The sequence below is a fragment of the Gammaproteobacteria bacterium genome, assembly GCA_029881255.1.
In the GTDB taxonomy this organism is placed as follows: domain Bacteria; phylum Pseudomonadota; class Gammaproteobacteria; order S012-40; family S012-40; genus JAOUMY01.
This window is the reverse complement of record JAOUMY010000002.1, coordinates 312318-333056: the sequence shown is the minus strand read 5'-3', so window position 1 is coordinate 333056 and position 20739 is coordinate 312318. Positions and strand designations below refer to the sequence as shown.

19 protein-coding genes are annotated in these 20739 nt (G+C 46.2%); 17 read left to right on the top strand and 2 right to left on the bottom strand.

From position 1 onward, the window contains the following. The first annotated feature begins 86 nt into the window (after nt 1-86). The 12 genes from OEZ43_06620 (at nt 87) to OEZ43_06565 (ending at nt 12678) form a co-directional block, all read left to right on the top strand. The gene (locus OEZ43_06620) at nt 87-443 is read left to right on the top strand and encodes a hypothetical protein (protein ID MDH5545247.1); all 357 of its coding nucleotides are present in this window, start codon (nt 87-89) and stop codon (nt 441-443) included. Nucleotides 444-467: 24 nt separating this feature from the next. After that, entirely contained in the window at nt 468-2099 is a 1632-nt protein-coding gene (locus OEZ43_06615; GenBank protein MDH5545246.1) for a hypothetical protein, read from the top strand. Beyond that, nucleotides 2083-3084: a hypothetical protein gene (locus OEZ43_06610; protein ID MDH5545245.1), complete on the top strand. Its 1002-nt coding sequence runs from the start codon at nt 2083-2085 to the stop codon at nt 3082-3084. Before OEZ43_06615 ends, OEZ43_06610 begins: the two co-directional genes overlap by 17 nt. Before the next feature lie 272 nt (nt 3085-3356). Continuing rightward, on the top strand, nt 3357-3926 hold the full coding sequence (locus OEZ43_06605) for a cytochrome b/b6 domain-containing protein (protein ID MDH5545244.1): 570 nt from the start codon (nt 3357-3359) through the stop codon (nt 3924-3926). A 144-nt stretch (nt 3927-4070) separates the two neighbouring features. Continuing rightward, nucleotides 4071-4475, top strand: coding sequence for a DUF1924 domain-containing protein (locus tag OEZ43_06600; protein ID MDH5545243.1), 405 nt, complete (start codon nt 4071-4073; stop codon nt 4473-4475). Nucleotides 4476-4506: 31 nt separating this feature from the next. Beyond that, entirely contained in the window at nt 4507-5064 is a 558-nt protein-coding gene (locus OEZ43_06595) for a diheme cytochrome c (protein MDH5545242.1), read from the top strand. Between the two features lie 65 nt (nt 5065-5129). After that, nucleotides 5130-5426, top strand: a complete 297-nt coding sequence (locus OEZ43_06590) for a PepSY domain-containing protein (protein ID MDH5545241.1) — start codon at nt 5130-5132, stop codon at nt 5424-5426. Nucleotide 5427: 1 nt separating this feature from the next. Then, nucleotides 5428-6093 (top strand): response regulator transcription factor, encoded by a 666-nt coding sequence (locus tag OEZ43_06585; protein MDH5545240.1) that lies wholly within the window; start codon nt 5428-5430, stop codon nt 6091-6093. Further along, the gene (locus tag OEZ43_06580; protein MDH5545239.1) at nt 6093-7424 is read left to right on the top strand and encodes a sensor histidine kinase; all 1332 of its coding nucleotides are present in this window, start codon (nt 6093-6095) and stop codon (nt 7422-7424) included. Before OEZ43_06585 ends, OEZ43_06580 begins: the two co-directional genes overlap by 1 nt. Nucleotides 7425-7522: 98 nt before the next feature. Then, nucleotides 7523-8908, top strand: a complete 1386-nt coding sequence (locus OEZ43_06575; protein MDH5545238.1) for an OprO/OprP family phosphate-selective porin — start codon at nt 7523-7525, stop codon at nt 8906-8908. Nucleotides 8909-9061: 153 nt separating this feature from the next. Next, nucleotides 9062-10183 carry an FIST C-terminal domain-containing protein gene (locus OEZ43_06570; GenBank protein MDH5545237.1) on the top strand — a complete coding sequence of 374 codons (1122 nt, stop codon included), beginning with the start codon at nt 9062-9064 and terminating at the stop codon, nt 10181-10183. Nucleotides 10184-10191: 8 nt separating this feature from the next. Beyond that, nucleotides 10192-12678: a response regulator gene (locus OEZ43_06565; protein ID MDH5545236.1), complete on the top strand. Its 2487-nt coding sequence runs from the start codon at nt 10192-10194 to the stop codon at nt 12676-12678. Between the two features lie 42 nt (nt 12679-12720). On the opposite strand, the gene OEZ43_06560 is transcribed toward OEZ43_06565, so the two are convergent. Then, nucleotides 12721-13212 (bottom strand): GNAT family N-acetyltransferase, encoded by a 492-nt coding sequence (locus tag OEZ43_06560; GenBank protein MDH5545235.1) that lies wholly within the window; start codon nt 13210-13212, stop codon nt 12721-12723. Nucleotides 13213-13434: 222 nt separating this feature from the next. On the opposite strand from OEZ43_06560, the gene OEZ43_06555 reads away from it, so the two are divergent. The 3 genes from OEZ43_06555 (at nt 13435) to OEZ43_06545 (ending at nt 16838) form a co-directional block, all read left to right on the top strand. After that, complete coding sequence (locus tag OEZ43_06555) at nt 13435-14499, top strand: hypothetical protein (protein MDH5545234.1); 1065 nt, start codon at nt 13435-13437, stop codon at nt 14497-14499. 184 nt (nt 14500-14683) lie between these two features. Then, the gene (locus OEZ43_06550; GenBank protein ID MDH5545233.1) at nt 14684-15121 is read left to right on the top strand and encodes a hypothetical protein; all 438 of its coding nucleotides are present in this window, start codon (nt 14684-14686) and stop codon (nt 15119-15121) included. A 508-nt stretch (nt 15122-15629) separates the two neighbouring features. Further along, complete coding sequence (locus tag OEZ43_06545) at nt 15630-16838, top strand: Fic family protein (protein ID MDH5545232.1); 1209 nt, start codon at nt 15630-15632, stop codon at nt 16836-16838. A 446-nt stretch (nt 16839-17284) separates the two neighbouring features. Here OEZ43_06545 and OEZ43_06540 read toward each other — a convergent pair whose 3' ends face one another. After that, a complete protein-coding gene (locus OEZ43_06540) occupies nt 17285-18316 on the bottom strand; it encodes a Fic family protein (GenBank protein ID MDH5545231.1) in 1032 nt (343 codons plus the stop codon). 562 nt (nt 18317-18878) lie between these two features. Between OEZ43_06540 and OEZ43_06535 the strand changes: the two genes are divergently transcribed. Together OEZ43_06535 and OEZ43_06530 are read left to right on the top strand one after the other, a co-directional pair. Next, nucleotides 18879-19286, top strand: a complete 408-nt coding sequence (locus tag OEZ43_06535; GenBank protein ID MDH5545230.1) for a PilZ domain-containing protein — start codon at nt 18879-18881, stop codon at nt 19284-19286. A gap of 223 nt (nt 19287-19509) precedes the next feature. Next, complete coding sequence (locus tag OEZ43_06530) at nt 19510-20721, top strand: transglycosylase SLT domain-containing protein (protein MDH5545229.1); 1212 nt, start codon at nt 19510-19512, stop codon at nt 20719-20721. Nucleotides 20722-20739: the final 18 nt, after the last annotated feature.

Sequence of the window (20739 nt, the reverse complement as noted above, 5' to 3'; positions counted from 1 at the left end):
GCGACTTGCATTGATTGTTCGCCTACCCCTTATGGCGGCAGCAAAAGTTAAAATAATTTTAAAAATAATCAATAAGTTGTCATACCATGATCAAACTACGCCCAGAACAGGTAAAACTGTTTGACGAACTTGCCGAGCGTCTTTTCCTCAAGCGTATGCAGGAGCACCTGCAAATCCACTTTCCTGAACAATGCGAAACCCTCACTGAAGAGCAGTTAAAACAGCGAGTTAGTTCGATCGTCGAAAAAGCGCGCGGCTATGGTATCGAAACGCGTCAGGATATTTGTGATTTCGTTAGCCTGAGTGCGCAATTTGGTGACGATTTCGATCAAAATCACCGTCATTCCTGGGCTCGTGAGATTCTCGGAGACAAAGACATAAGTGATGGTGCCTTACGCATCGCCCGGCTGAACGATGAAGCCGCCAAACGGCTCGACAAATAAAAAGAACAAGGAATGATGTGTTAAATGGCGAGTACGGTCACCAATACTGAAAGTAGTAGTCGCCCTGACGATAGTTGTCAGAGCTGTCATCGGGCCAGTTGCGAACCTGCACTGGTGGCGATTACGGCGATCAATCCCGCTAGAAAATTTACGCTCGATTTGAGCAAACCGTTGCCCGAGGGTGAGTATCAGTATGTGTTGAGGGTGTTGGCAAAATCCGATGAACCTCGACTGGTAGAAATCACCCTCAAAGGTAACTGCAAGCAAGGACATGGTGGTAAATCGAGTTCATCCGAAGACTACAAAAGAAAATATCGACCGAACCGTGATCGACTCTGTCCTTCTGTGGAAATTAGCGCATCGGATTTACAGGTCGATCAACCCAGTCCTGTCAAGGTGCAACTATTACCGCCGATGTTTGATCCGGACTCGAAAGGATTCCGCAAGTTTCTCGAAAAATATCTCATCCCGATTAATTTAAATAATGCATCTGTTTACAATGTGACTAGCCAGACCTGCAGTGGCACTGGTAAACAAAAAGCCCAAATCGAAGTGTTTCAACAGGCCAGTTGGGGTGGCGAGGTCGGGTTTGGCTATGAACAGCCCAAGTATGCGATGTTGGCTAAGAATGAGAAAGTTGGCTTCGAGAAAATGAAAGGGCACGGCAAGTTTTTCGTGTCTGGCAAGCTCAACCTCGCCGTCAATACCGAAAAATGGGAAATCAGTGGCAAACTGTCGAGAGAAAATGATAAACCATTTGAGGGTCTCACTCGTTTGTTGAAAAAGATAGAACCATTTTTCAGCGATCTGGATGCCAACAAAGAAACCTTGCTTGTCGACGCAAAGAGAAAGCTGTTTTCGAATAATGATAAACGGCCGCCACAAGTGACGATACACTGGCCAAATATTGCCTTTGGCGGCGAGATGAAAACGATCGAGTTACCACAGAGTAATTTGATCGATTTGGAAGGCAAGTTCTTTTTGAAGTGCCCGACCTTGATCGGTGCCGATGTCAAGGTTGATATTCTTGGGTGGATACTGCGTGTAGCGGCGCCGGGGTATTCGGTTTTTCTTGATAAAATACGTGAGCGTTTAAAACAAGGCGTAGGCAATGAGACTAACAATGCTAAAGCAGATTTAGGTGTAGATCTCAAAATTTCCGGCAAAGTAAGCGGTAAATTCGAGTGGACAAAGAGCCCCAACAAAGATTGGACGACTGACGGTACCTTGTCTTCTAATCTTGAGTTTGTCATTGAAGGCTTCGTGACGGTAGAAGTCGACACCTTTCTCATCAAAATTTCTGCAGGCGCTGGTGCCCGTTTAGGAAGTGAGAAGTCTGCCAAGACAGGCGTTGGCTTTACAGGTACAGTCAAAGCGAAGAATATACAAGAGAAACCTGGTTTTGAGGGTACACTGGCGTTCACCGGTGCTGCCATTTACTATACGCTGTACATCAAAGCGGGTGCGGAAAAGGCGGAATCGGATGATAGGAATGACAAGAGTTCAGCACTGCCTCGAAAGACCTATGGTCGAGCAAAAACCAAAGTTGAGGCAGAAAAAAAACATGAGGAGTTTCATAAGCTCGTTACCCTTATTAAGCCTTTTCAATGGCCAGAGAAAGCGGGAGACGTGGCTATCGATGCGAAAACTATATAGTTGGGTTTTGGTTTTACTTGTGGTGTTTAGTTGTGCAAAGGTTAGTGCGCTGGAAAAGAAATTAGAGGAAAACAAGATTGTGTCCGTACTAAATAAAAGACCATTTTTTACGTTACGTATCGAATGTGAAAACGCCATATTCCAGGTCGTCGTCAACGGTGTAAACGTAATGGAGAGTTTCGACGGTAGTCAATTCAACACAGTCGTCCCGGTAAACCAGTATATGACGAGTGGTGAAAACCGCATAGAGCTTTATTCAGATACCACCTTGGAGAACTCAAGTATCAAAATTATTTTACGGGTAGCTTCAAAAGATGAATCAGACAAAGTCTGGCCAGTTGCTACCCTGGTTGCGTCGGCCAAAGGTAATTCCATAAAGCAGCCCGCCTTAGGATCGAGCTCCGATACCATACTCAATTCCGCGCGAGATTTTTTTCAGGATGATAAAGGAGACGTGCATATTGGCAAACTCGAAATTAAATCTGTGCCGGAAGATGAGAAATCACTGCACTTTGTACAAACCATAACCATGCAGAGTAGTCTTCCTCGCTGGAAATTTTTAGATAGTAAAGCGATAAAATATGTAGATGATTTGCCGGAAGATGAGTATCAAAAACTTCACCGCCAACTCTATCCTAAATATCGTTTTATACAGGAGGCAATTACGAGCAATCGAATCAACGAAATACTCCCATTATTCAAGGAACGTAACGAGGAACTGGATGCAGCGTTTTATGCCGATAAAGGGACATTCGAAAATCGATTGAAAGCGTCCCTAGAAAATACCGCGACAGATAAGGATCTTGAAGCTCTTAACTTGAGAGAGCAATCCGTGGGCTTGAATTCCAGCTACACAGGCAAACTCGTGTGGTTGGAGAGAGATGACGCCCCCGCCATTGTTTTCAACTACCGCGTAGCCAGAGGTTCAATATCCTACGAGATACAATTTCGCCGAGAAGGCGACGACTGGGTTATTTCCCGATAACCCAAAAAAACAAAAAAATGCTTACATTACCATATGTTAACCATGCCTATGAAAGTCACTTCGGTAAAATTTTAGACTGAAAATTCGTGGAGAATTTTCCGTTGAAAAATACGCAACTTAGATGAAAAATCTCACCAAAAACCACATTAAAATTACGATAAAAAATCTGAATCTCAACTGAATTACTAATAAAAATAGCGACTTACATTCACCTTCGTTTCAGTTGCCGGGACTAATTTGCTCCCCAACATGGTGCATAAAGAAGGTGAGTTATGACTGCAAATGAAGTAAAGGTCTGGGATCCTCTGGTCCGAGTATTTCACTGGACGTTGGTGGCGGCTTTTGCGATTGCCTATGCTACCGAAGATGATCTGATGTTAGTGCATGCCTACGCGGGTTATACCATTTTGGGCTTGTTGGCTGTGCGCATAATCTGGGGATTGATTGGTACTCGTCACGCACGATTTGTCGATTTTGTGTATTCGCCTTCCACTGCTGTTTCTTATCTAAAAGATGTTGTCACTTTCAAGGCCAAGCGCTACCTCGGGCACAATCCCGCAGGTGGATGGATGATTATCATTTTAATGGCGTGTTTGCTTGCGACCAGCATGAGCGGTCTGGTGGTGTATGCCACCGAAGAACATGCAGGTCCACTAGTGAATTACGTCCACGGACTTCCTCATTGGCTGGCGGAAGTTTTTGAAGAGTTGCATGAAGGATTGGCCAACTTCACGTTATTCCTGGTGTTTGTTCATGTGGCAGGTGTAGTAATCGAAAGCATTCTGCATCAGGAAAATCTGGTTCTATCCATGTGGAATGGCAAAAAGGCCAATAGGGGATAGTCGTCAATATGAGATTGAAAACTGTTTCGATGCAGGCGGGTGAGGGGAGTTTTTAACAGGGTAAGCGTGTATCAATTCAAACAAATACAAGCATGGACGCGTTAATGAAATTGAATTGCGTATTAACCAAATTTGGAGAAGACAATGAAACTCAAGACGCACGTAGGCATTCTATTTATTACGCTGGTTATTTCAGCTGGTGCACATGCCGCTGTAGTTGATGATGTGATCAAGGACTATATCGCCCAGGGGGCAAACAATGTATCTGCCGCACGCGGCGAACAGATGTGGTCACAGCAACACCAAAGCAGCGAGGATGGCAAAATGCGCAGTTGTACTTCCTGTCATAGCAAGGATTTGCGTACTGCAGGTAAGCATGTCAAAACTGGGAAAACCATAGATCCGCTTGCACCTTCGGCTAATCGCGAACGGTTGACTGATGTCGCCAAAATAGAAAAATGGTTCCGCCGCAATTGCAAATGGACCATGGGGCGTGAATGCACCGTACAGGAAAAGGCGGATTTTCTCAGCTATATCCGTACACAGTAATAATGCAGCAATAAGTTCAGGAGAAGATAATATGCGTATTCGTAATATAGCGTTAATCGCCTTGATCCTCGCAGTAGGAACTGGTGCAATTGCGGTGGCTGACGATGATGATCGTGGATGGTTTCGCGGTAAGAGGGAGTCTGAATCTCATCGTACCTCTGCAGTAACTAATGATTTATATAAAAAGGAATGTGGTGGTTGCCACTTTGCCTATCAGCCGCAACTGTTACCGGCAGCATCATGGCAAAAAATCATGGGTGGACTGGATAGTCATTTTGGTGACAATGCTGAGCTAGGCCAAAAAGAACGGACTGAGATACTGGCGTATCTTGAACAAAATGCGGCAGACCGGTCTAATGCCTATTTGGGGCGTGAGGTGATGGGGCGTATAGGAAACGCAGCGCCGCTTAGAATTACAGAAACGCGCTTTTTTCAACGGGAACATCATGAATTACCGCGATCAGTACTCAGTGGCAAGAAGGGCCCTAAAAGTCTGTCTAATTGCATCGAGTGCCATACCCGCGCAGACAGTGGTTCATATAGCGAAAATGAGATTAAAATACCAGGCATAGGCCGCTGGGATGATTAGGATATTTCCAAATTGTCGGATTACATTCAATATCAGTGGCTAACTAATGGGTGAGAGATAAAGTTTTGAAAAAATTGGCTTTTTTGTTGTTGATTCTGCTGGCGCCAGTCGCGTTACTAGCGGATGATAATGATCAGGAGCTGGCGCGTAAGCTGACGATGTCTGGAAAAATCGTTCCGCTCGATATGTTGATTGCCAAAACGTTAAAAGAGACGGGTGGCAATTTGCTGGAAGCTGACTTGGAGACCGACAACGACAGGTATGTTTACGGTATCCAGGTGCTAATGTCGGATGGGGTTGTGTGGGAATTCAAATATAATGCTCGCGATGGCGGGCTAATAAAGAAAGAAAAGGAGCGGTAACGTGCGGGTATTGGCAGTCGAAGATGACGCCACCCTGAGTCAGGCGCTGAAAAAGGAATTAAAAAGTGCTGGCTTTGCGGTGGATATCGCTGAAAACGGGGTCGATGGCGAGTTCATGGGTGATGAAGAACCCTATGATGCCGTTATTCTTGATCTGGGTTTACCGGGTCGGCCTGGGCTGGAAGTTTTGCAGCATTGGCGTGAAAAGGGTAACAAAGTTCCTGTTTTGATTTTGACTGCCAGAGATGCGTGGCACGAAAAAGTGGACGGTTTTCGCATGGGAGCGGATGACTATCTAGCCAAACCCTTTCACATGGAAGAACTGGTTGCGCGACTGAATGCGATAATACGTCGCAGCAGTGGCGAGGCTGCCCCGACATTAAAGATTGCGGGACTTACCTTGGATGAAGATACGCAGACGGTGACTAGTCTTGACGGCAAAGCTTTTGAGCTTACGGGAACGGAATTTCGCCTCTTGCGCTATTTTATGCATAATCCCGGGAAAATTTTGTCAAAAACACGTTTAACGGAACATGTATATGACTATGATTCCGAGAAGGATAGTAACGTCATTGAAGTATATGTAAAACGCCTACGTCAGAAATTAGGGCAGGATGTGATTCAGACTCGCCGGGGGCAGGGCTACGTGTTTGAGGCCAAGACCTGATGCAATCCATTCAGGCCCGTTTAGGCGTCGGGCTTGTTTCCATACTTATAATATTGTTTGCCATTCAATGGTTCGTGGTCAGTTTCGCTATTCAGCACCTGACCAACGAATTTCTACACACCCAACTTGATCACGAATCGGAAAATATACTCTCAGCCTTGTTAGTGCACAACAATGGCAAAGTCATATTACCCGAGAGCCGTGTTTCTCAGATGTATCATCGACCATTCTCGGGACACTATTACCAGATACACCTGGGTGAAAACATAATGCGTTCGCGTTCCCTGTGGGACCAACGTCTTGAGTTCGGGCCGGTAAGTGTCGGTGAAGTGCAGACGATGCATGTGGATGGTCCCTTGGGGCACGAGATAGTGTTGCGCGTTGCCGGGTACGAGAAACATGGTTTGGTCATACAGATCGCAACTGCGCATGAAATCGCCGATATCAAACAGGATGTGGTCGATCTACAGATTGTCTATAGCGGTATTTCTTTTTTCGCATTGTTGTTACTTATCGTGTTGCAGGTTGTAATAGTGAGTCGTGGTTTCCGTCCGGCAGAAATTGTTCGTATGCAGCTCCAAGCGATGGAGCGCGGCGAAATCGGTGAGCTTAGTGATGACGCGCCGACGGAAATCAAACCTCTCGTACAGGAAATCAATCGCCTGCTAAACCTGTTAAGCCAACGTCTTGATCGATCGAGAAACGCGCTGGGTAATCTGGCACATGCACTCAAGGCGCCGCTTACCATTTTGGGGCAGCTCACGCATTTACCCGCATTGAGAACCGCGCCGAATCTACGTCAGCAAATATTGAATCAAACCGAAGCCATGCGACGACTGGTGGAGCGGGAATTAAAACGTGCGCGCCTGGCAGGCGCGGCAGGTATGGGTAAGCGTTTTCGCCCTGACGAAGATTTGCCACCGCTGATTGAAATGCTGGAAACTGTCTATCGCGCAAAAGATCTTGCCATCGACGTTGAATATCCGGAAGGTCAATCTACGCCGTTGGATAGAGAAGACATGATGGAATTATTGGGTAATTTATTTGACAACGCCTGTAAATGGGCCAAACACATCGTGGCCTTCTATATCACGGTGGATGGTCACTATATGACGGCGACAGTGGAGGATGATGGCCCCGGCGCACCTTATGAGCAGTTGAGCAAACTGGCTAATCGCGGCGTTCGCATCGACGAATCTACAGCCGGTCATGGACTTGGGTTGTCCATCGTTCAGGATGCCGTAAGTTACTACAATGGAGAATTAGAGTTTGGCAGATCGACACGACTTGGAGGATTCTGGGTACGTGTTCGACTACCGATTACCCGATAATCGTATGATTTTTTGCTTATCGGCCTGACGCGCCTGACTTTGGCAGGTAGCTTCAGGTACAAAACTACTAGAACAATTCCAAAGAGGGGAAAGCCGTCATGAAAGTTTCATATCGTAAGGCCAGCATCGCTGTTATGTTGGTATTGGGTGTTTTCGTCGGACAGGGCAAGACATTTGCCGCAGACTGGTTGGCACTCCAGGGAACCGAACCTGAATCCAATAATGAGCAAGCGCAAATCTGGGGATTCATTCAAGGCCAATATCAATATGATATGAGCTACGGTAATTCGAACAACCTGTATGTTCCAGCAAAACTAATCGGTCCAAACCTGACTAGTAATTCACAGTTCAATATCGCCCGCGCGCGTATTGGCGTTCGCGGCAATAACTTTCCTCTCGACAATAAACTCAACTACTTCTTGTTAATGGAATTGGGTAATAACGGTATTACGGCTGGCGGAAAATATGGCAAGTTAACCGATGCCAGTGTTACGCTCAATCATGTTCCTTTCGCAAAAGTTCGTATTGGGATGTTTAAGTATCCAGGATCAGAAGAAGGTTTGCAGTCAGCGACAGTAGCGGAATTTATTAATTTCTCTGCTGTGACAAACGCTTTGAATCTGGAGCGTTTTCCTAACGATGATAATTATGCCAAAACATTTGATATGCGAGGCAATCGTGAAGCTCAGCAACTTTTTGTTTCAGCTAACGGGTTTGAAAAACCCGTCGGTGCTTTTCGCGATGTCGGTGTACAGATTTTTAATACCTTTAAGGCCGGTGACTGGGAATTGAGTTATGCAACAATGGCCGGTAATGGAAACGGACTAAATGTCGGCGACAATGATGGTAGTCTGACATATTATTTTTATGGTGCAAGCGAATGGGTTTTCGGTGGTAAAGGTGGTCGTCGAGAAGGTCTGAAGATTTATGGCTGGCATCAGACAGGCTGGCGGAATTTCGATACGGATTTTTCCAATCAGGTTTCAAATGCACAAACATTGGTTGGCGTGAGTTCTGGCACAACCTTTTATACCCCCTATAGCCGTATTCGCAGTGGTGGCGGTTTTAGTCTTCGCTGGAAAGATCTACATGTCTCAGGTGAATACATGCGTGGACAAGGCATGATATTTCTTGGCGCTCACAAGGAAAGCTTTGACTTAAACGTACCGGGTGAAGGTTCTCCTGGCGATGGTTTATTGGGGCTGGCCTATGGTTGGTACGTGGACGGTACATGGGCGCTATTTAACTCCGGCTTTTTGATTGGCGCACGATTCGATACCCTAAATCGTCTAACCGGCGACCAACTCGAAACGAGTTTTTATAATACGACGCTAGCTGTGCAATATGTTTTGAATAAAAAAGCGAGATTGGCAGTGAATTACGAAGATCGTCGTGCAGTATCGTTGAACAGCGTGCCAGCGCTTGAAGACAACTTTAGCGGCTTGCGTGGACGAATCTCCTCTCAGGTTACGGTGGCTTACTAATTTGGAGAACGCCGAAAAAGTAGTGCGATAATTTAAATCACACAGTTTTTTCAATGAAAAAGTTTCGTCGACGTTAGGGAATAGATTTAGCGTTTGACGCCTTGGAACAGATTCAGTACATTCCCTGGAAATACTCTACAGGTCCAGGGAAAAATGAGTACCTTATCACTTTTACATGGAAGTACTGATACAGCGGACATGGATATTGAACGCTGGATCAGTGATAGCGAAGCCAGGTTCATTTGTGCACTGGTAGCCGAACAAGAATGTGACGCCGTGGTATCGCGTCTACAGCGACTTGCACGTAGTTCAGGCATACAACTTTGTGGGGCTGTCTTTCCTGAAGTCATTTACAAAAACGATTTCCAGAAACAGGGATTCGTACTGGTAGGCTATCAACAAGCCATTCCTTACCGAATTATTGATGACATCAATGCTGAGAGCGAAAAATCTATCAGCGATCAAATTCTTCCCCTGCTTGAACGCAACACGTCCGAATTTGTCCCGACGCTGTTTTGCATCTTCGACGCTATGATCCCCAATATAGGCAGTCTACTTGATGATATTTATTCCAATATTGGTGACGTGGTTAATTATGCGGGAGTGAATGCAGGAAGCGAGACGTTTCAACCCATATTGTGTATCTTTGATAGCGTGCGCTTCACGCAGAATGCCATTTTGGCATTGTTGCTGCCTACGCCACATCCTGCAGTACTGGAGCACGGTTATACTGCCCCTGCTCAAACAATAGTGGCAACAGCGGCAGAAGGGAATCGGATCACCAGTATCGATTGGAAACCAGCGTTTGAAGTTTACGCCGAGCAAGTGAAAAAACACTACGACGTTGATATCACCAAGGAAAATTTTTACGAGAATGCCGTGCATTTTCCTTTTGGCATTGTACGAATGTCGAATGAAGTCTTGGTTCGTATTCCTGTGGCATTACAAGATGACGGGTCATTATTCTGCGTGGGCGAGGTGCCAGAGAACGCCTTATTGAGTTTGCTGATGGCCGAAGAGTCTAATAGTCACGGTGCCGTGGACGCCCTGGTTCAGGAAGTTCGTAACCAGAAATGTGAAAACTTCTTGTTGTTTTATTGTGCAGGTAGACGAATGCATATGCAGAATCACGCAAAAGAGGAAGTAGAAAGCATTGCCGGTCAATTTTCGGAGCAAGAAATTGTTGGAGCGCTTTCACTGGGTGAAATTGGTAACTCGCGCAAAGAGGGTTACCCGCTATTTCATAATGCCACTCTGGTGTCCTTACCTCTATAGAACTAATTTTGAATAAAGAACACATCTATCACATTTTGTATGAGATGGCGCTAGTCATGAGTGGCGAGACGCGCCTTGTGCCATTGATGCAAAGAATGTTACAGAAGATGCTGTATCACACAGGGTTTTCGTGCGGTCTATATCTCGTTCCGGTTGTCGGTAAAAAGCCGGGCAACAACTACAGTATCGTTGAGTCTGTAGGCAACAGAAAATTTCGAGAAGCGGTAGGAAAACCCATTTCTCTGACTCAACCCGATCATATTTCGCGAATTCAACAAATGGACTCTCCGATTCAGTCTGCTGAATTGTGCGACGTCTATCTCTCAGCCTATTGGCTTCCCTTGCCCAAAGGTGAAGTTATTTTGCTACTCGGCAATCGCTTTCCGGACTTGGAGGTGAAGATCGAACATGTTTTCGCTCCAATACTGTCTAACCTTGGAAAAATGATTGAACTCTGCGTTGCTAATGAGCGCTATACCGAACAATTACGATTGGAAAAAGAATTTGCGGTAAATGATTTAGCGCGATTCAGGAAGGCACTAGACGTCGCGAATGACGCGATCCTGTTATTTGATTCTGTATTTCTTGAGTGCATTGATTGCAATCAGGCAACCACGCGTATGCTGGGATACTCTGCAAGTGAAATTAAGGGTTTGCACTTGAGCGATATTTGCAAACTGGATAATCCTGAAAGACTGATGAAGCTGGTAGATGAGTTGACTGAAAGTGACGCCCATATTGCCATACAAGGTGAGTTTTTTAGAGAAAATCAGTCTCAATTTCCGGTTGAAGTCAATTTGGGAATATTGGAAGAGCCAGGGTACACCCCGTGTGTCATTGCTGTAGCGCGCGATATAACGGAACGAAAATTAGTAGAGAAAGAACTCGATCAATATCGCAACCACCTCGAAGATGAGGTCGCTATACGCACACGCGAATTGCAAATCGCCCGTGACGAAGCGATTGAAGCTACAAGAGCGAAATCTGATTTTCTGGCCAATATGAGCCATGAATTACGAACACCTTTGAATTCGATTATTGGGTTTACCTGTCTCATCCGTGACGGCATGGCGGGCGAAATAAACGACTTACAAAGAAAGCAATTGGATATCGTTCATGGTAGTGGTAAACATTTGCTAAATCTCATCAACGATATTCTCGATCTTTCCAAGGTCGAGGCCGGAAAAATGGAAGTCGACTGGGACGATGTAGAGGTTCATACGCTAATTGTTGAGCTAATTGAATCGTTGAGTGTTCAGGCGGCAGATAAAGGACTGAGCCTCGAGTCAATTTTTCACGGGAAACTGAACGAAGAGTTGTTCATCCGAAGTGACATGCACAAGCTGAATCAGGTATTGATTAATCTTTTGGGAAATGCAATTAAGTTTACAGACACTGGAGGCGTTGCTGTTCACTATCAAGTCGATGATAGAGAAATGCTACACATCGCTGTCAGTGATACAGGTATCGGCATACATGAGGATCAACTGGACCGAATATTTGACTCGTTTCAACAAGTGGAAAAGGGACTTACCCGGAAGTTTCAGGGGACTGGTCTTGGACTAGCCATCTCACGGCGCTTCACTGAGCTACTTGGAGGGACTATTTCTGTAAAAAGCGTTCCTGGAGAGGGAAGCACGTTTACCATTTCACTGCCGGTACGATCACATAGCGCTGTGTACCCTGAGCTGTACACGCTGTTACCGTCGCCTGTGCGAAATAGGCAGGAGAACGCATTTAATGTTCTCGTTGTTGATGATCAGGCTGACGCACAGGCTTTAATTAAAAGCCATCTGCATGCTGAAGGATATAACGTCATTATTGCTGATGGCGGGGCTAAGGCCGTTGATCTGGCGCGTGAGTTTCGTCCTGTTATCATCACACGCGATGTTCTAATGCCTGAAAAAAGCGGTTGGGAAACCTTGTTTGAACTCAAAACCAATCGCCATACGGCAAATATCCCTGTGGTGATTGTATCAATCCTGAATAAGTCAGAAATGGCATATAATTTTGGCGCACTTGAATATATTCAAAAACCCGTTAACTCTAGACAGCTGCTTAACACCTTAAAACAGTTACGGGATAAACGAAAAGAGGTCATGATAGTCGACGACAGCCACAACGATGCCAAGCTAATTGCAACCATCTTGCAAATGGATCAATACCAGACTCGTATCGTTACCGAGGCCAGTCAAGCGATGAGCGAAATTGAACGTAGTCTGCCGGCCATGATTTTTCTTGATCTTATGATGCCAGAGGTGTCGGGGTTCGACATTATCGATCAATTGAAACGGAACGCAAATACAAGAGATATTCCCGTCGTTATTACCAGTGCGAAAACGCTCACACCAGACGAAAAAGCTTATTTGGATGCGCATGTCGTGCGGGTTATCAGAAAAGGCGCTTTTCACTACACCGATATACTTAAGGAAGCGAGTGCTTTGATGAAAGAGATCGGTATAGTGCGCGAGCTCAGCGAGTCTATAGAAATATAGGGCGTGGGCTATTCTGGGAGAGTTTTTCTATAGGCGATCTGTTTACCCATCCGTGAATGTAAGATCTTTTTCATAAACCTTGAAGGTCCGGTTGTTTATTTCCATAGTGTTTTGAAAAACGAATCCCACAGACTCATAGAGTTTCTGCGCGGCAGTCATGCTGGTCTGTGTCCACAATATAAGTTTTTCTCTGTTGGCCTTTTGGGCCAGTTCGACGACCGCGCTGACCAGTTGTCGTCCTAAACCTTGACCACGAAACCCTTTTCTCACGCACAGCAAGTGTATCTCCGATTCGTTTTCTTTCGCCAGTCGTGCTGCTGGCGTGTCGGCATGGACGAGTATGACCAAGCCCGCCAATTCCTGGTCCTGCGTAGACCTGGCCGCGATTATCTGGCCTCGTTTGCGTACTGAGTCTGGCTCAAATGCTTTTTGTGCGTGTTCCACATCGGTATATCCCTCGTCGACATAGACATCGCATAAAATCGAAAAGATTTCTGCGTCGGAGAAATTAGGCGTGGTATCGATAATAAACATATGACGATTCTAAAGCGAGGCCGCGTGTTAAAACAAGACTCTCAATTGAAAGAACATAAGAACGGTGTGGTGAGATACCGAGTATGCGTATCGGATTAGAATTTTCTGACGGTAATGGTGCTGCGCGAAAATCGCTTTCAATCCTGACAGCATATTGCATGCATGCTGTATTATGATACCAAGACAAAGAACAGACGTTATATAACAACAGGAACATATGTCATGTCCAAAAGATCTGAACTCCGTCGCAAGGCTAGGCTATTCTCGTTTTCGCTATGGATGGCAATATTTTCATCAATTTCATCTGCGGAGGACGAGGCACATCTTGCGGATACACTGGAGTTGCCTTCAGAACCCATTGTGGAAGAAGAGATAGGCGTTCCCTATGACAAGATAGCATCGGGTTATTTCGGGTATTACGTCGGTGCGATTGGCGGTGTCGTCGCCTGGGTAGGAATGTCACCCTGGGGAGTATTTCCCGCAATAGTCCTGTTTCCAGTACACGGTGCCATAGGCTCTTCGATTGGCGTGCAGTTAACCGGCGACGTAGCGCAACAGGAGAGTGATTATGGTGATGTTTTAAAAAGCGCGCTAATAGGTTCCGCGATTTCCCTTCCCTTGTATCTTGTCCCCGGCATTGGTTTCCTTGCGGCCCCTTTTGTCCCAGCCTATTTTGCTAGCAGAGAATATATGCGGCACGTTAGGCCACCGACACATGAATTCAGTGCTTATACTGTAGCGGTTAATCCATTCTCTACTTTGTGGGCGGGGAGTAGGCTGCTAGGATCAAAAGAAGCCTTTACGGTGCCATTCATGCTGGATATCGAACGCAAAACCAAACCGTACTCCTTTGGCGTGGAAATCTATTTCGCTGATTTTCATAATGACTGGATAAACAGGGACTGGTTTGACGGGCAGATATACGCCCAAGGTCGTTGGGATTACAAACTCTACGGTGGAACGCTTTATAGTCGTTGGTACAAGAGAGATCGACTCTCTGGTCCGTACTTTGGCACAGGCATGCAACTCAAGTTCGAACAATACAGCCATGTCGCGGGAGATAGTGAACGTTTAGGTATCAAGCCAGGGAGTCACTATTACGCTATTCCTTTTGGCGAACTGGGCTACCATCTAAACTTTGGAAAGTATACCTTTCTCAAAACTGGCCTGCGTATTGGTGCGTTGTTAGAACTCGAAGGCCCCGGCTCGACTCGCAACATCAGTAACAGACAGCGCAACTTGGAACTTGACTACAATTTGGTGATACGTACGGGTATTCGGTGGTAGCGGTTAGTGACCATGCGGATAGATAATTCCAAGGAGATTGCCAATCGAAACAGCAAACATCTGACTGGCTTGGCTGTCGATCTTATAGACAGAAATACAGGCTATAGTAATGACCGGAACCACAAATACTACAAAGATTTGGAAAGCATCGCGAAAAAACACGGTCTTGTCATGTTGAAATGCCATGAATAGGTTGTTTGTCTTAGTACTTGTTTGGCTCTTTGCGGGATGGGTAAATGCCGAGACTATAGAGAATATTTGGCTACTCAAAACGGGCGGTATTTGGGAACAAAACAACCAATATGGATACTACCAGGCGCACGTCGTCCGAAGCGGTCTGGAACACGTCACCGATAAATTATTTGTCCTGGAACTTCTCGCAGATGAAAAGAAGAATACCAAATCAATCGCAAGACGATATGAAATACCAAGCCCGGGAATTAAGGCCCATGTACACGATATCAACTTTCAGATGTTAGATAAGCAACGTATGTTGCTCTATGTCGAACTCGAAATGAAAGCAATGGACAACGCCGTGTTACGCGAAGTCTATCTGTTAAGCCCCGGAGGAAAATATCAACTGATCACCGAGGCGAAGTATAAAGACATCTCTAGCGAATAAATCCTCAATTATCTATCCACTCTTTTCTGAGTTCGTCTGACAGAATGATTTTCTGCATCTAGAAATTTCCAAAAACGTTTTAGGCTCTGACTTATCGGATCCGACTACACAGAGAACACTGTGTCGCGGTTTATACGACCAAGAAATCCAAACTAGCCAGTAATGCATAACTTAGCGGTGTATTTTCAACAGAGAAGTTTGCTCTTTAAGGCGTATATGTTTGCTGGTCGTGGAGTGAAGCGAAACGAAGGTCACAGGTCTCAGGGCTTACAGTGTCGATTCGATGGGTAAAAGTGAGTCGCTAAGGGGGAGATATTGATGCCCAAAAATGAAAAGAATCCGAAAAACAGTTAGATGGGGAAGCTTGCGTGGTTCGACCCGGTATTGTCAAAGATATTGTCTTCTAAACCGGACTCAATATTGCTAGGATATACCTGAATTGCGTAATAACTAACTGAAAAATAAAGATGATATATATCGTAAACCGGACTTTAATGCGGACATATATATGACCCGGCATGAGCATCTGGTTGATAGAGGTGAGAAGGTATCCATGATGGATCCTTTGCTTATCTCGACGACCTCGCCACATCGAAACGAGTTATCTGATCTTACCGTGGAGCTCACGGCCTCGTCCGCTGGTTTAAGGCGGAGTCTACCTAAGGGAATACTGGCCTCACTCGCCGAACTGGTTAGATCGATGAACTGCTATTACAGCAATCTGATAGAAGGGCATGACACACACCCCATTGAGATTGAACAGGCACTAAAAAACGACTATAGCGCTGACAGGCAAAAACGAAATCTGCAACTGGAGGCGAAAGCACATATCGAGGTCCAGAAATGGATAGATCAAGGCGGTTTGGAAGGGAAGGTAACAAAAAAGGACGCCGTCAGGGAAATTCATCGGCGTTTTTGTGAGTCTTTGCCTGATGATTTGTTGTGGACCGAAAATCCGGAGAACGGCGAGCGCGTTCAGATTGTCCCGGGAGAGTTAAGACAGAGTGACGTTAAAGTCGGACAGCATATACCGCCAAGTCCAGGAGCCTTAAATCGATTCCTTGATCGTTATGAGGCAGTGTATAGCAAGTTAGGTGTTGCTGAGACGATCATCGCTGCGGCAGCTGCACATCACCGACTCGTCTGGATTCACCCTTTTGTGGATGGCAATGGACGTGTCGCACGTATGTTGTCATACGCCATGTTGCTCGACTCACTGGATACAGGTGGCATCTGGTCGATATCCAGGGGGCTGGCGAGAAACGTTAATATCTATAAGCAACACCTCGCTAACTGCGACCTGTCTCGCCGCAATGATCTGGATGGACGGGGAAACCTCAGCGAAGAATCGCTCATCGACTTCACCAAATATTTTCTCGAAACCTGTATAGACCAGGTTAAGTTTATGGAGGAGCTGGTTCAGCCTGACAGGCTTCATGCGCGATTGATGGTGTGGGCGGAGGAGAGTATTCGCCTGAATGAGCTGCCGGCAAAGGCAGAGCGAATACTGGAGGCTGTTCTCTACAAGGGCGCTTTACCCAGGAATGAACTCCCGACTATCGTCGATGCGGGAGAGCGCCACGCTCGGCGTATTGTCTCTGCGTTGACAGCGCAAGGTGTGCTCGTTTCTGAAAGTAGCAGGGCACCATTGCGCCTGGCCTTTCCGGCCTCGCTGGCGCATCGTTGGATGCCGGGCCTTTTTCCTGCACACGTTTGAACAAACTCAAGTGGCGTGAATAGCGGGTGTATTCACGCCAAGAAAATTGTAAACCGGGTCGAACCAGACAGAGAACACATTGTCGCGGTTAATACAAACAAAAAGTCCAAACTAATCAGAAATACATCGCTTAGCGGTGTATTTTCAACAGCGAAAGTTGCTCTTTAAGGTGCATCTGTTCGCTGGTCGTGGAGTGACGCGAAACGAAGGTCAACGGTTTCAGGGCTTACAAGAGCGACTCTATCCTGACGGCGGGGTTTTCCTCCTGTTCCAGCAACGCAAAGAATGCGGTGGATCAGGTCGCGTACAGCAATCTATTGACGTAAGGAGATACTGCGCGACTGTCTAAAATTGTTGCCGGTTTGTTTTCAAAAGGGTCGGTTTCTTTGACGGTATATCCGGCGGCTTTCATGGTGTCGATGATAGCAGTCTTAAGCAGATCCTACTCAATGCCTGCGCCCCTGCACTTCGAAGGCTTTCTCAATAATCTGCGTAGTAACAACGTAAGCGGAATGACAAAATGCCGAGAAATCGTTCAGCCGCTCAGGTGCTGGCCATAGGCCCGTTTTGTTATTCAACTGCCCAACGGCAATCTCATAATTCGCCAGCAGTTGAATATATTCGCGTCGTTGAGTCTGGGGTATGAGCAGCGGCGGCAGGCCAGCCTTTAGCAAGGGAATGTTTGCAACCAGACGGGCAATTCGCCCATTGCCATCCCAGAATGGATGTATGTGTGCGATAGCAGTGTGAACCTTGGCATAGTAACTCGGTGCGTTCTGCATAGTGATTTCGGACAGCTTTATTTGATTGACGAATTCGATGAGCTCGGACATCAACTGTGGCACGTAAAGCGGTAGGGCATATTCAATAAAAATTTGTTGGCCATCTTCCGTAACGGCATAGGTACCATTGGGTTCGATTTTCCACGCACCCGCCGGTTTATAGATATCGCTGACGATCTCTGTTTGAACGGCTTTGTGGAGTTCGAAAAAAATCGACTCGTTGAGCGGCGACTTGAGCGACTGGTAAATCAGCTCAATTGCCCGTGCATGACCAATGACCTCCTGGTGATCCTTCAAGGGTTTGCCCGAGATTGTCAGGCCTTCTTCCAGCACGAAATGGGTATCACCCAGACTCAAGGTATTGCCTTCAATGGCAGTGGAATTATGCGTCCATAAATCTCGCAGCTGCTTCATCACTGAGTCGCGAAGATCGGCATCCAGCCCGGATAGAAACTTCAGTGAAAAAAATGTTGATGACGGGGATGTTTCCTCGTGCGCAAGATAGCGATAACGCGTTGCACGGCCTTCTCCAACACGCTCGAGTACGCCTTCATCTACCCATTGGTTTAACCAGCGCCTTAGGGTCCGCCCGGCAATGGTGGCACCTGAACGCTGAGAAAGAGTGGAGGGGCTTACTGGCTCCTGTGATTGTTTAAACAGGGCAAGAATGGCCAGTTTTTGAGTTTTTATGGTCATATCGTGTTCTATTTTAGCTTAATATGGCCATTATGCAAGTAATGTGGCCATATTATCTATTGTAGTGGCCATAAAGCTCTTTCTACTAAGTAATAGAAGCTATATTAACCATGTTAATGAAAGGGACACGGCACCTGCCTTGCATCGACCTCCTGTCCGCCCTCAGGGCTCGTCATCATATAAAGGGGCTGATAGGAACCGAGTCCTTCCAGTATTGGGGTGATAACGCTATTTTGAGCAATCATTGCATATCCAAATCAAGGGATAGGTAAATGAATAGAGGTTTTGCCGCGTTACTTTATCTCGTTCTTTTCTGCTGTATAGCTGCAGCGGTCAGCGTTCACTTGTTTGTTCTAGACGCCCCCGTAAGTTTCCATGGCGGGGCTGCAGTAGCGAGCTTCAAATCCCTGGAGCGAGACTGAAACCAAGTATCCTAAATAGAAATTCCCTTATAGCAGCCGGTTATGCGATCTATCACGCAGTATTACCCTTTATATTGTGGCGATGAAAGTTTTTAGTCCGATACAGTGGGAAGGAAAGACAACATAAAATAGATAGAACGATGAACTATCAGGCCAACAAACACAGCGAGACAAATCTGCGTAAGCATGCGCGACTCCCACTCGAGCTTACCGCACAGATTGCCCTGTCCGATGGGGTACATGTTTCAGGCAAGACAAAAAATATCAGCTTTGGCGGTGCATTTTTCTATTTCCCCCAAATTTCGGCGCTGGTTGTTGGCGACGAATGTAAGTTTTCTCTGGTGCTTGAGGGTGGTCACAACGTTGTTCTGGTCAATTTCAAGGCCAAAGTAAAACATATCCGGCCAGAGGGTATTGGATTGAAGTTTCTTGCCATCTATGCAGAGAACTATCATGACTTCGTTAATCTCATGGTGCACAACTCCGATGACCCGGAGATGTTACTGGAAGAACTGGCAAAACATCCTGGTATAGAGCTGCAGGGTTAAGCGCAAAGTATCTTTTCTATCTCAATAGTGATTCTCCGATTACAGGCGTAAACATAACTTATATTTCTTTTGAGAATATAGCGCTATCCGAAACTACGACATCGTTCCTGGTCACCTCAGTTGCTCGCATAGGCATGGAAGAGTCTTTTCTGTATGAAAATTGCTGTACGAAAAAGAAATAATGTAGAGTTACATGGTACAACCCAATTATGGAGCATCGACAATGACGTCAAAGCGACTAAGCCTGGCAGGAAAGGCTGCCTGTGTTATCGGCTTTACTTGTTTGGCCTTCGCCAGCTACGCCGCTGATTCTGACTTTGAGACCTTTGCCCGCGAACAACGCGCCGGGGTTCAACAGAGTAAGAATGATTTTGAGGCGTATAAGGACGAACTGAAGAAGGAATTTGAGCTTTACAAAAACGCCTATGACCGCGCGCTTGAAAAGCAACGCAAACGCGTTACGCCGCGTTGGGGTGAGTACCGCGAAGGCGGCAAAGAGGTATGGGTTAGCTACGAACGTGACGATAGCATACGGCGTTCGGTGAATTTTCGTACCGGCGAAGTGGAGCTGGAAACCGTCATACCGCGAGGTGAAAAACAGGAACAGGCGGTGCAACTATTGAGGGCGCAGATTCTGGACTTGTTTCGCGAAACCGAGAACAGCGTGTACAACAAGGACGATATTGCCCAGGCAGTGGAGAAGGAACTGGCTGGGAATAAAAAGGTTGTAACCGGTAAGCCGACGACTCGACCGGCAATGCAGGCATTAATGCCGGAACTTGATAACACCAATAGCGCCCCGGATCTTGCGCGCAAGGCGGAGCAAAATGCCGCTATCGATACACGAAAATCTGCCTTGCCAGACAAAGAAGTCGTGCGATTGAAATTTACATTGCCGCGCACCGCACCGGAAAAATCCCGTCTCTATGATGGTATTGTGGGCAAGGTGTCGCGCAAGGAGGATGTTCCACCGGCAATCATTTTTGCCGTCATGGAAACCGAAAGTAATTTTAATCCGCTGGCTAAGTCTCATATACCTGCCTATGGATTGATGCAGATAGTCCCGCGCAGTGCCGGTCTCGATGCGACGAATTATCTGTATGGCGAAGGTCGCTTACTCTCACCCTCGTTTCTGTACAACAGTGATAACAATATTGTGATCGGCAGTGCCTATCTCCATGTGTTGTATCACCAGTACCTGGGTAAGATAGAAAATCCGGTTAGCCGTCTGTATTGCACTGTTGCCGCATACAATACAGGCGCAGGTAACGTCGCCAAGGCGTTTGGCCACGGAACCAATATTAAGCGAGCCACGCAAAGTATCAATCAATTAAGTCCAAAACAGGTTTACGCAACCCTGCTGAAAAAGTTGCCACATGCTGAGACGCGACGTTATTTAAAGGACGTATCATTACGTCTGGAGAAATATCAGTAGGTAAATTCAGAGGTATGG

What these genes read in the sequence shown, in the direction of transcription:
- OEZ43_06535 (MDH5545230.1), top strand. Translation starts at nt 18,879, where the DNA reads ATGAACTATCAGGCCAACAAACACAGCGAGACAAATCTGCGTAAGCAT.
- OEZ43_06550 (MDH5545233.1), top strand. Translation starts at nt 14,684, where the DNA reads ATGAATAGGTTGTTTGTCTTAGTACTTGTTTGGCTCTTTGCGGGATGG.
- OEZ43_06595 (MDH5545242.1), top strand. Translation starts at nt 4,507, where the DNA reads ATGCGTATTCGTAATATAGCGTTAATCGCCTTGATCCTCGCAGTAGGA.
- OEZ43_06620 (MDH5545247.1), top strand. Translation starts at nt 87, where the DNA reads ATGATCAAACTACGCCCAGAACAGGTAAAACTGTTTGACGAACTTGCC.
- OEZ43_06570 (MDH5545237.1), top strand. Translation starts at nt 9,062, where the DNA reads ATGAGTACCTTATCACTTTTACATGGAAGTACTGATACAGCGGACATG.
- OEZ43_06545 (MDH5545232.1), top strand. Translation starts at nt 15,630, where the DNA reads ATGACCCGGCATGAGCATCTGGTTGATAGAGGTGAGAAGGTATCCATG.
- OEZ43_06610 (MDH5545245.1), top strand. Translation starts at nt 2,083, where the DNA reads ATGCGAAAACTATATAGTTGGGTTTTGGTTTTACTTGTGGTGTTTAGT.
- OEZ43_06555 (MDH5545234.1), top strand. Translation starts at nt 13,435, where the DNA reads ATGTCCAAAAGATCTGAACTCCGTCGCAAGGCTAGGCTATTCTCGTTT.
- OEZ43_06560 (MDH5545235.1), bottom strand. Translation starts at nt 13,212, where the DNA reads ATGTTTATTATCGATACCACGCCTAATTTCTCCGACGCAGAAATCTTT.
- OEZ43_06605 (MDH5545244.1), top strand. Translation starts at nt 3,357, where the DNA reads ATGACTGCAAATGAAGTAAAGGTCTGGGATCCTCTGGTCCGAGTATTT.
- OEZ43_06580 (MDH5545239.1), top strand. Translation starts at nt 6,093, where the DNA reads ATGCAATCCATTCAGGCCCGTTTAGGCGTCGGGCTTGTTTCCATACTT.
- OEZ43_06600 (MDH5545243.1), top strand. Translation starts at nt 4,071, where the DNA reads ATGAAACTCAAGACGCACGTAGGCATTCTATTTATTACGCTGGTTATT.
- OEZ43_06575 (MDH5545238.1), top strand. Translation starts at nt 7,523, where the DNA reads ATGAAAGTTTCATATCGTAAGGCCAGCATCGCTGTTATGTTGGTATTG.
- OEZ43_06540 (MDH5545231.1), bottom strand. Translation starts at nt 18,316, where the DNA reads ATGACCATAAAAACTCAAAAACTGGCCATTCTTGCCCTGTTTAAACAA.
- OEZ43_06615 (MDH5545246.1), top strand. Translation starts at nt 468, where the DNA reads ATGGCGAGTACGGTCACCAATACTGAAAGTAGTAGTCGCCCTGACGAT.
- OEZ43_06530 (MDH5545229.1), top strand. Translation starts at nt 19,510, where the DNA reads ATGACGTCAAAGCGACTAAGCCTGGCAGGAAAGGCTGCCTGTGTTATC.